Raw genomic sequence first — 12768 nt, 5'->3', positions numbered from 1 at the left:
TCTTTTTAACTTATTTATTATCAATAATATAAAACATAAAAAAGTGTTCATAAATATGTTAGTAATAAATTAAAATTAATTCTTAAATCTTAACAATTTCATTTGAAGTTTTTATCTGTACTTAATCGAATAATTTAATCGTTTAATCTGTATTCACCTAATTTTGATTTCCCTTTCAACCCTAATCATTTTTCTATAAACTGTTTTTCTAAGCATTTTGCTTAGCTGAACTATAACCTTAAATTAATGAAACACTTATACTCTAAGTTTTTATTTTTTGCTATATCTGTATGTTTTGTTTACAATTCATTTGGAGATTCTCGCAAATTAGATGTTGTTAGCACTAATAATTATTTAACTATCTCAGATTGCCCTTCAGGTCCTATTACAGCTAATGTTAATGCTGGTACTTGTGATGCTGTTGTAAATTTTACCATTCCAACAACAGATATTCCTGGAGGAAACATGGTTTTAATAACCGCGTATGGTAATGGAGATGTTTTTCCATTAGGTAGTACAATTGTGACATATGAAGAACGTGATATATTAAATGCTCCTTCGGGAAACTCTTGCACGTTTACTGTTAATGTTATTGATAATGAATCGCCAACACTTACTTCAGTAGCTGATAGAAATGAAAACTTAGATGCGAGTTGTGGTTTTACTATTCCTGATTATACAACCTTAACTACAGCTAATGATAATTGTGCAGCGCTAACTGTAACACAATCGCCTGTTGCAGGAACTGTTATTAGTGGCGCAGGAACTATGCAAATAATTACACTTTCTACTAACGATGGATCTAATCCTGTGGTGTCAACCACGTTTGATGTCACGCTTAATGATAATATTGCGCCTACACTTACCACAGTGGCTGATAGAAATGAAAACTTAGATGCAAGCTGTGATTTTACTATTCCTGATTACACAACGTTAACTACTGCTAATGATAATTGTGTCACACTTACCGTTACACAAGTGCCTATTGCAGGAACTGTTATTAGTGGCGCAGGAACTGTGCAAACAATTACACTTTCTACTAACGATGGGTCTAATCCTGTGGTGTCAACCACGTTTGATGTCACGCTTATTGATAATATTTCGCCTTCGCTTACTGCAGTGGCTGATAGAAATGAAAACTTAGATACGAGCTGTGATTTTACTATTCCTGATTATACAACCTTAACAACAGCAAATGATAATTGTGGGACATTAACTGTTACACAATCGCCTGTTGCAGGAACTGTAATTAGTGGTGCAGGAACTGTGCAAACAATTACACTTTCTACTAACGATGGGTCTAATCCTGTGGTGTCAACCACGTTTGATGTCACGCTTATTGATAATATTTCGCCTTCGCTTACTGCAGTGGCTGATAGAAATGAAAACTTAGATACGAGCTGTGATTTTACTATTCCTGATTATACAACCTTAACTACGGCTAATGATAATTGTGCAACGCTAACCGTTACACAATCGCCAATTGCAGGAACTGTTATTAATGGTGCAGGAACTGTGCAAACAATTACACTTTCTACTAACGATGGGTCTAATCCTGTGGTGTCAACCACGTTTGATGTCACGCTTATTGATAATATTTCGCCTTCGCTTACTGCAGTGGCTGATAGAAATGAAAACTTAGATACGAGCTGTGATTTTACTATTCCTGATTATACAACGTTAACTACGGCTAATGATAATTGTGCAACGCTAACCGTTACACAATCGCCAATTGCAGGAACTGTTATTAATGGTGCAGGAACTGTGCAAACAATTACACTTTCTACTAACGATGGGTCTAATCCTGTGGTGTCAACCACGTTTGATGTCACGCTTATTGATAATATTTCGCCTTCGCTTACTGCAGTGGCTGATAGAAATGAAAACTTAGATACGAGCTGTGATTTTACTATTCCTGATTATACAACCTTAACAACAGCTAATGATAATTGTGCCTCACTAACCGTTTCACAATCGCCTGTTGCAGGAACTGTTATTAGTGGTGAAGGAACTGTGCAAACAATTACACTTTCTACTAACGATGGGTCTAATCCTGTGGTGTCAACAACGTTTGATGTCACGCTTATTGATAATATTGCGCCTACACTTACCACAGTGGTTGATAGAAATGAAAACTTAGATACGAGTTGTGATTTTACTATTCCTGATTATACAACGTTAACTACAGCTAATGATAATTGTGCGACACTAACCGTTACACAATCGCCTGTTGCAGGAACTGTTATTAGTGGTGAAGGAACTGTGCAAACAATTACACTTTCTACTAACGATGGATCTAATCCTTTGGTGTCAACGACGTTTGATATTACTTTGATTGATAATATTGCGCCTACAGCTATCTGCCAAGATTTAACTATAACTTTAAATGCTTCAGGCAATGCTTCAATAACAGTTAATGACCTCAACAATGGTTCTTCTGATACATGCTCTGCAGTAACTTTTAATGCTTCACAATTAAATTTTGATTGTAGCGATGTTGGTACAAATAACGTTATCCTAACCGTTTATGATCTCGCTGGAAATTCATCTGTATGCTCATCAACTGTAACCGTAATTGATCCTGCAGAAAATGCTTCAGTTAGTTTAACTGTAGATAATAATCCTATTTGCTCTGGGGAGAATTCAATATTTACAGCGACACCAACTAATGGTGGAGCTTCTCCAATCTATGAATGGTTTATAAACGGTGTTTCATTTGGAACCTCCGGAAGTAGTACGTTTGCTCCTTTTACACCTCTCAATGATGCAGATGAAGTCTATGTTCAAATTCAATCTAACTTATCATCTTGTATTTTCCCAAAACAAAGTAATAGCATAATAATGAGTGTACGCCCTTTACCTATTGTAACAGGAGCATCTTCACTTTGTGTAGGAAGTACAACAACTTTGACACCATCAACTTCTGGTTGGGTAAGTAACACTGCTTTTGCTACAGTAGATAATTCTGGAATTGTAACAGGTGTTTCTGCAGGAAATGCAACCTTTACGTATACAGATAGTAATGGTTGTAGTTCTGATATAACTATTTCAGTTAATGCCTTACCCGTGGTTACATCGCCAACGGCTATTTGTGTTAGCGAAACAAGTACTTTATCGCCAAGTACAGGAGGTACTTGGGTTAGTAATAATACTACTAGAGCAGCTGTAACATCTACTGGTATTATTACAGGGATTGCTCCTGGTTTTGTAACATTCACTTATACAGATTCTAGAGGATGTAGCACCACAACTTCTCCTGTAGAAATTTTACTTAAACCAATCATAACTTCAGTGACGGCTTCAGATAATCCAATTTGTAGTGGAGAATCAAGTATATTAACAGCATCAGTTCAAGGCGCTGGGACTAACAACGATGTTATAGTTAATTATAATTTTAATACTGGTAGTAGTTTCGCGACATTAGATGGACAAGAAGTACCAGGTATAACGTCTGATGTCTCTCATGTTAATATGTATTATAGAACTGGTGCAGGAACTCCAACACAAGGTTCTGCATATATACCAGAAAGCGTATCTGGTAATTCATTAAGGCAACAAGATAATCAATTTGGAAATTCAGGCTATTGGAGGTTTACTCTTGGAGGTGCCAATATATCTACTTACCAAAACTTTTCATTATACTTTCAAACTAAGAGAGCCACAGAAGTAGGTGACGATAAATATGTTAGTATTTATTACAGAGTAAACGGAACCGGAAGTATAGTATTAATTGATAAAGTTTTAATTAACAATACATTATCTGCCACTCAATGGGAAGAAATTATTTATTCAATACCTGCTTTAGCTGATAACCCAAACCAATTGGAAATAATAATTGCAGCTAATGATGGCTATAGAGGTACGGATTTTAGTCAAAATCCAGATATCTCAATAGACAATGTACAGGTACGAGCCTCTAGCGCTCCTGATACTTTTACATATTCTTGGACTGGTAATACAGGTGTCAATGCTGGTTTACCTGTTGGCGCAGATATTCCGTCTAGTGCCAATAGTTCTATAACAGTAAATCCTGAAACTTCTACGCAATATACAGTAACAGCACATAATTCTAATGGATGTACTGAAACTGAAAATATAACAATAACAGTAAATCCTAGTCCTAAAATAGTTATTGCTGCAGAATATTGCCCTACCGACATTCTTTCTACACCCGAAGATGAAAGCAATATGGTACAATTAGTAGCGACTGACCTTAACGATAGTTCACCTTCCTCCACTACTTGGGAGTGGCAAACAACACCTGTTCAATATGGAGACACTATCTACGTTAATAGTGCCGACTTTTACCAAGTTATTGGAACGTCAACAAATGGCTGCACGGAATCTGGAACAATTAGAGTTGCACAAGAACTAATTTTTAATGGCGACTTTTCAAATGCTGCATCAACAACCGATGGAGATTTTGGTCCAGATGTAATTGACAATTTAAATGCTATAGGTTTTGACTATGATGAGGACTACACTAATCCTTATGATAATGGTTATCGATATTTTGCAAATCCTATTATTCTTGACGACAATCATATTACCATAACAACAGACTCAGGGCTTTTAAATTCGAATTTTAGAAGTGTTGCAGATCATACATCAGATACAGATGCTCAATTTCTTGCTGTTAATGGAAGTAATGCAACGTTTGCTGCTTGGAGACAAGAAATAGAAGTTGAGCCTGGAGAATTATATTATTTTTCTGCTTGGGGAATTGATTTATCAGATCCATCTAATGCGTCTTTAAACCCTTGTGATTTGAGGTTTAGAATAAATGGAACGGAAGTTGGTCCAACTTTAGATTTAGTGACAGGAAATAGTGATTGGGAACGTATATATGGTACATGGAACTCAGGAGCTAATACTACTGCAATTTTAGAAATCGTAAACATTAATTCTGCAGCCCAAGGAAATAACTTTGGTATTGATGACGTATCTTTTGCCACATTATCTACATTTATAACCTTAACATCTACTGCTGGTACAGACAATCAAACTATCTGCCAAAATACGCCTATACAAGATATTACTTATGATGTAGGAGGTGGATTAAATGCGCCAAGTATTACTGGATTACCTGCTGGATTATCTACAACTTATGATGGATTAAAATTTACAATAACAGGAACTCCAACAGTGTTCGGAACTTACACCTATACATTATCAACAACTTCAAGTTGTGATGTAAAATCAGAGTCGGGAACAATTACAATAGATGAAGCTCCTGTAGTCGCTATTCAAAATATTGTCTCTCCTATTTGCTCCGCAGACGGCAGTATTGCAGTTAATGCAACTTTATCTGGTAGCGCAACATCTGGTACATGGACAACTTCTGGTACAGGGACATTTAGTCCTTCTGCAAATAGCGCATCAGCAACTTATAATTTTGGTTTTGGTGAAGTTGGTGTCACTACATTGACATTTACATCAAATACGCCATTAACTACTTGTTCTGCCGCTAGTGACTCTAAAGACATTGCAATTGTTCAAAGTATTGTTGCCAATGCAGGAACTGATATTGACAACTCTTTAAGTGATTGTTCTAACACTACTGTTAATTTAGCAGCTAATAATGTTATTGGAGTTTGGTCCGTTACCTCTGGTCAACCTACTAATTCTTATCATTTTTCTGATACTGCAGCACACAATTCAACTTTCACTGGCGAAAGTGGCGAAACTTATACATTACAATGGCAAGCCCCTAATACTACTCCTTGTAGTGATACAAGCGACACTATGACTATAATTTTTGCTGATTGCGGTAGTAGTCTTGTTTTTGATGGCTCCGAAGATTATATCAATTTCTCTGATAATTATAGTTTAAATAATACGGCATTTAGTATTGAGTCATGGATTAAACCAGAGGACCTTAGCGGAACCCATACTATTATATCTAAAAGAAATAGTGATAACCTGAATTCTGGCTATGATATATCTATAATCAATAGCAGAATTTATTTCAGATGGAATAATCACAGTATGTATGTTAATACAACATTGTCTGATACAAAGTGGTATCATATAGCGGTAACTTTCAATGGCTCAAACAGCTATTTGTTTTATGTTGATGGTTTTCAAGTTACGACATCGTCAACAGGTGCTGCTACCACCCCATTAAACAATACAAATAACAGTATAATTGGAGCGATGGATACCAGCAATGGTAATCCTACTCATTATTTTGATGGTGCTATCGACGAAGTAAGAATTTGGAACACAGCTTTATCAGAAACTCAAATTAGAGAAATGATGAATCAAGAAATTGAAGCTGATGGTCCTAATGTAAAAGGTGTTGAAATACCTCTAGATATCTCGGGAGGTTTACAATGGAATAATTTAATTGGTTATTACCAAATGGGTACAGGTTCGCAATCGGTTGTTGCAAATGGATATATAGAAGATATTTCTACAACATCAGCTACGCAAGGTAAACTTAATAACATGACAACCATACAAGCCGAAACAGCTCCTATTCCATATGTTTCTGGATCAAATAATGTTTGGGACAATCAAGCTACATGGATAAATGGTTCCGTTCAACAAATACCTAATTCTAGAGTTAATAGTCACTCAGGAGCAGAACAAACTTGGAATATTGTAAGAACAACAACGGATGTTTTAGCAACTAGACCAACTAATATTTTAAGCAAAACTACCGTTCTAGGCTTGATTGTAGATAGTAATCGATTAAGTATACTTGGAGATCAGCAAATAATTGTAGATAAATACCTTAAAATTGATGGTATTTTAGATTTAGTGGATGAATCTCAATTACTTCAACCTGAAGGAAGTATCCTAGAGCCTACTAGCACAGGATATTTGGAACGCGACCAACAAGGGTCTAACAATGGCTATAATTATAATTATTGGGGAAGTCCTGTAAAAACAGCTGCAACCACATTTACATTAAGTAATATTCTATACGATGGTGCAGATGGTACAACTCCCGTTAATTGGATTACATCTTATGACGGAATTGCTTCTCCACTTTCGTTAAGCACAAGATGGTTATATATTTTTAATAATGGAGAATTTGAAGATTATACTGCTTGGAATCAGGTATCACATAACGCTGCACTTAATGTAGGTCTTGGATTCTTAATGAAAGGTAGTAATACGGCAAGTCCAACTCAAAATTATACGTTTAGAGGATTACCAAATAATGGAACAATAACCAACTTTATTTCTGGTGGAACGCGATCTAGTTTAGTTGGCAACCCTTATCCGTCTGCTATTGATGCCAATGCGTTTATCGACGATAATGCTTCTGCTCTTTTAGATGGTACGTTAATATTTTGGGAACAATCACCAAACAGTACTTCTCATAACTTAGCTCAATATGAAGGAAGATATTCATATTACAATAAAACTGGAGGCCTACCTTCTACTATTCCTGTAGAGATAAACGGTCAAGGAACAGCTAGTAATACTCCAGAAAGATATGTACCAATTGCACAAGGTTTCTTTGTTAACGGAAGTTCTACTGGAGGAAATATTACTTTTAATAATGGGCAACGAATTTTTAAAACAGAAGCATCTGGTGAATCTGTATTTTTAAGATCTCCTAATAGTAATACCAATCAACAAAGTGTAAATGGTAATGCTATTAAGCGACTTAGAATGAGCTTTAAAACTCCAGAAGGTGCAAAAAGACATTTACTTTTAGGATTTACTAGTGATAATTCTGCAACAGATAGCATTGACTATGGTTATGATGGACTTAACTCTGATAACTTCCCAAGTGACATGTCATTCATCATTGAAGGTAATAAATATGTTATTCAAGGTGTTGGTGCATTTGATGTTGCTAAAACATATCCTTTAGATTTAACATTAGCAATACAAGGTAATATTGAAATTCAACTTGAGTCTTTAGAAAATTTCAATGCGTCTATTGATGTTTATATCTATGATGCATTATTAGGAACATACTCTCGTTTTAACGAAAACAACTTTCAATTAAATTTAGAAGCTGGTAACTATACTGATCGTTTCTACCTAGTATTTCAAGAGGACACTTTGTTATCTACAATTAAGGAAGAAAGAGAAAAAATCAGTGTAAAATACTTGTTAGATTCTGATGAAATATTTGTTTCAACTCCGCAATCAATAGATGTAAAACAATTATATCTTATTAACGTAGCAGGACAAACAGTTGCTTCGTGGAATGCAACTAATATCACACTATCTCACGAAATTAGAATTCCAGTAAAAAACATCTCAGAAGGTACATATATATTAAAAGTAGAAACTGAATCGAGTACCTTAAATAAGAAAATAATTATTCATTAATTATTATTAGAAGTTTCCACTAAGTAAAAAAGCACCTTTTATTCTATAGAATAAAAGGTGCTTTTTTCTTTTAAAGACTTTATAACTTTGTAGGAAATACTTAATTGTAAGTATTTTATTAAGATTTCTTTTTACCAACTTTAAAAGACTGTTTAAAACGCTTACGCTTTTTTGTTTGTCGTACTGGCAAATTATCAATTTCTCTTTTAAGCTTTTTTAAATCTTCAATTAACTCAGATTTTACAAGTCGCTCTAATACTTCTTTACGTTTTATATAACTATAAATACAACCTATTAATAGCATAGTACTACCTGCAATCTCTATCGCTCCATTTGATATTACAGGAAACTGAGTGTATAAATTCATTCCTATTAATGGTTCCGTATATAAAAACTGATATAAACCGAGAATTAAGCAAAAGACACCTAAAATAAATAGTATAATAATGTTTGTGTAGATTCCTCGTTTAGTTTTACGCACAATATTCACTATATTTTCATCACTAACAATTTGATGGCCAGCTTTTCTTTGTTCATTGATAAAGATTAAAAAAGCCTCGTCTAAACCATCAATAAAAACGCCATAATTACGTTTTTCAAGATCTTGTTTTGTTATTTTGTAAGTGTCGTAAAAACTCAATATTAAACGTAACGTTCTAGTTCTACTTCATTAATACCTCCATGACTAGCGTGTGCAACCACTACTCCATTCTTAATCACTAAAAGCTGCGGAGACTGATGCATAACTTGAAATTTATAACCAACCTCATTAGATACATCTCGATAACTCAATAAATCTAAATAATATAAATCTACATTATTTTCTACATCATAAGCTGAAACAAATTGCTTCATAACCATACTACTAATTCCGCAACGCGTAGAGTGCTTAAAAATAAGCTGAGTCTTAGTAGCAGATAGCTTTACAATAGAATCTAACTGCGAAACATCAGTTAATGCTTGCCACGGTAATATCTTCTCTTCCTTAGGTTCGGACGAACCAAATAATTTTTTAAACATATTTTCTCTTTTCTTTTCTATAAAGTTCGATAACTATAGTCGCTGACAAAATTAAAATCTTACAATCTGACGAAACGTCACTTTTAAAAATATTAAATCCGACATTTTGTCGTTTAATTCTTACAATTATCAAATGGTAAGATTATTGACTAAATATAATCAAACAATAGTAATAAATAGCATTATAAATATCGTCTAAAAAATCATATTTAGTAGGTGAGATTCTGATAATGACAAATAAAATATAATAAAGATGAATTTTAATAATTATACAATCAAATCGCAAGAAGCCATACAGCAAGCTCAGCAACTTGCTCAAGGTTTAGGTCATCAGCAAATAGAAAACGAGCACATTTTTAAAGCTTTATTTAACGTTGATGAAAATGTTTTACCATTCTTACTAAAAAAGTTGAATGTTAACGTGTCTATGCTTCAACAAATTTTAGAAAAGGAACTAGAGAGTTTTCCTAAAGTTTCTGGAGGAGATATTATGTTGTCTCGTGATGCTAGTAAAACATTAAATGAAGCATCTATCGTTGCAAAAAAAATGAATGATGATTACGTTTCAATAGAACATTTAGTTTTAGCCATTTTTAAATCTAAAAGTAAAATTGCTCAAATTCTAAAGGATCAAGGTGTTACAGAAAAAGGCTTAAATGCTGCTATTGAAGAATTAAGAAAAGGTGATAGAGTAACGTCTCAAAACCAAGAAGAGACCTATAACTCACTTAATAAATACGCCAAAAACTTAAATCAACTCGCAGAAGATGGTAAGTTAGATCCAGTAATTGGTAGAGATGAAGAAATACGAAGAATACTTCAAATTTTATCTCGTAGAACAAAAAACAATCCCATTTTAGTAGGTGAACCTGGAACAGGTAAAACAGCCATTGCAGAAGGTTTAGCACATAGAATTATCGATGGCGACATCCCAGAAAATCTTAAAGACAAGCAAATTTTTGCTTTAGATATGGGCTCATTAATTGCAGGTGCAAAATTTAAAGGTGAATTTGAAGAACGCTTAAAAGCCGTTATAAAAGAAGTAACAGAAAGTAATGGTGACATTGTTTTATTTATAGATGAAATCCATACGCTTGTTGGTGCAGGTGGCGGACAAGGTGCTATGGATGCCGCTAACATTCTAAAACCTGCTTTAGCACGTGGAGAATTAAGAGCAATTGGAGCAACTACTTTAGATGAGTATCAAAAATACTTTGAGCAAGATAAAGCTTTAGAACGTCGTTTTCAGATGGTAAAAGTGGATGAGCCAGATACCGAAAGTGCAATTTCTATTCTTCGTGGTATTAAAGAGAAATATGAAGCACATCACAAAGTTCAAATTAAAGATGAAGCCATTATTGGTGCTGTAGAATTATCACAACGTTATATTACTAATCGTTTTTTACCAGATAAAGCCATTGATTTAATGGATGAGGCTGCTTCTAAATTACGAATGGAAATCAATTCTAAACCAGAAGAATTAGATGTTTTAGACCGTAAAATAATGCAGCTTGAAATTGAACACGAAGCCATTAAACGTGAAAAAGATGAAACTAAATTAAAAAGCCTAAAAGCTGATTTAGCTAATCTTAAAGAAGAACGAAATGAGCTGAATGCCAAATGGATGTCTGAAAAAGAAGTCGTAGACAACGTTCAGAATATAAAAGAAGAAATTGAAAACTTTAAAATTGAAGCTGAACGTGCAGAACGTGATGGCGACTATGGTAAGGTTGCAGAAATCAGATACGGAAAAATTAAAGAGGCCAATGAAAAGTTAGAAAAACTTCAGATTGAATTAGCAGAACAGCAAGACACTTCCTTAATTAAGGAAGAAGTTAATTACCAAGACATTGCAGATGTCGTGGCTAAATGGACAAGTATACCGGTAACAAAAATGCTGCAAAGCGACCGTGAAAAACTTTTAAAACTTGAAGATGAATTACACAAACGTGTTGTTGGCCAAGAAGAGGCTATTGAAGCCGTTAGTGATGCTGTACGTCGATCTAGAGCAGGACTTCAAAATCCACAAAAACCAATAGGAACCTTTTTATTTCTGGGAACTACTGGTGTTGGTAAAACAGAACTTGCAAAGGCATTAGCAGAATATCTATTTGATGATGAAAATGCTATGACTCGTATAGATATGAGTGAATATCAAGAACGTCATGCCGTAAGTCGTTTAGTAGGTGCGCCTCCTGGATACGTTGGGTATGATGAAGGTGGACAATTAACAGAAGCAGTGCGAAGAAAACCATATTCTGTAGTTTTATTAGATGAGATTGAAAAAGCGCATCCAGATACATTTAATATTTTATTACAAGTATTAGATGAAGGAAGATTAACAGATAACAAAGGTAGAATTGCAGATTTTAAAAACACTATTATAATTATGACTTCTAATATGGGAAGTCACTTAATACAGGAGCGTTTTGAAGCTACTAAGGATATACCTTCTGCTATGGAAGCTGCTAAAGTTGATGTTCTCGCCGTTTTAAAACAAAGTGTGAGGCCTGAGTTTTTAAACCGTATCGATGATACTATTATGTTTACTCCGCTTTCTAAAGAGAACATTGTAGATATTGTAGGTTTACAACTAAAAGGCATCACTAAAATGATAGCAAAACAAGGTATAACTTTTGATGCTACACCGGAAGCTGTAAGCTATTTGGCTGAGAAAGGTTATAATCCAGAGTATGGTGCAAGACCTGTAAAACGAGTGATACAAAAAGATGTGCTCAACCAGCTAAGTAAAGAAATACTAGCAGGAAAAGTGACAACTGATAGCATCATTTTGTTAGATGAATTCGATGGACAACTAGTCTTTAGAAATCAAGGTGATTTAGTTGCAGAAGAATTGTAACAAATAGTATAAGCGGCTTTATTTTTAAAGCCGCTTATACATTGTTCTATATAATATGTTTTTCATTTTTTTACTGTAAGGTACTTCAATAAAAAATGTAATTCCTGTAGCGAAAGCTATTGAACACACTAGAGCTATTGCTGAAGATATCCAAAAATTAAGATTCAATTTATTTGACAAAATTGGAATAATATATTCCGTTGATATCGTTTGATGAATTAAGTACAAGGCAAAAGAAATTTTACCCAAAAACAAGGATGGCTTATTAATTATGAATTTTAATTTTCTGTTTACAAACAAGGTAAATAAAGAAAAATAAAAAATTAGCATCATTGTATATTCCCAAAAGTCAATAAACTTTTTTGAATAACCAGAATAGTCATAAAGCGATATCTGGGACAATAAGCAAAGGATGATTACACAATAATACTTAGTTAAATCTGTGTACTTGTTGATTATTTGATAAAATAAAATACCAGAAAAAAATAACGGCCAAAATTGTAATAGAGGGATATAATAAAACAATCTCTTAACCCAAATGTTTTCAAAATGAAAATGAATAATTAGCACAATGAAAAAGGTTAATA

General features: G+C 34.0%; 4 protein-coding genes. 2 read left to right on the top strand and 2 right to left on the bottom strand.

Annotation, left to right across the window (positions count from 1 at the left end):
- Positions 1 to 246 precede the first annotated feature (246 nt).
- Positions 247 to 8301, top strand: coding sequence for a LamG-like jellyroll fold domain-containing protein (locus tag ACJBCC_RS16975; RefSeq protein WP_407557889.1), 8055 nt, complete (start codon positions 247 to 249; stop codon positions 8299 to 8301).
- A gap of 118 nt (positions 8302 to 8419) precedes the next feature.
- On the opposite strand, the gene ACJBCC_RS16970 is transcribed toward ACJBCC_RS16975, so the two are convergent.
- Entirely contained in the window at positions 8420 to 8941 is a 522-nt protein-coding gene (locus ACJBCC_RS16970) for a hypothetical protein (protein WP_407557888.1), read from the bottom strand.
- A gap of 2 nt (positions 8942 to 8943) precedes the next feature.
- Complete coding sequence (gene ytxJ / locus ACJBCC_RS16965) at positions 8944 to 9321, bottom strand: bacillithiol system redox-active protein YtxJ (RefSeq protein ID WP_299103241.1); 378 nt, start codon at positions 9319 to 9321, stop codon at positions 8944 to 8946.
- A 253-nt stretch (positions 9322 to 9574) separates the two neighbouring features.
- On the opposite strand from ytxJ, the gene clpB reads away from it, so the two are divergent.
- Positions 9575 to 12181 carry an ATP-dependent chaperone ClpB gene (clpB, locus tag ACJBCC_RS16960; RefSeq protein WP_407557887.1) on the top strand — a complete coding sequence of 869 codons (2607 nt, stop codon included), beginning with the start codon at positions 9575 to 9577 and terminating at the stop codon, positions 12179 to 12181.
- The last annotated feature ends 587 nt before the right edge of the window (positions 12182 to 12768 follow it).

The sequence above is a fragment of the Winogradskyella sp. 4-2091 genome (genome assembly GCF_045765065.1).
Lineage (GTDB): Bacteria > Bacteroidota > Bacteroidia > Flavobacteriales > Flavobacteriaceae > Winogradskyella.
The sequence above is the reverse complement of the archived record's forward strand: the minus strand, read 5'-3'. Positions and strand labels throughout refer to the sequence as shown.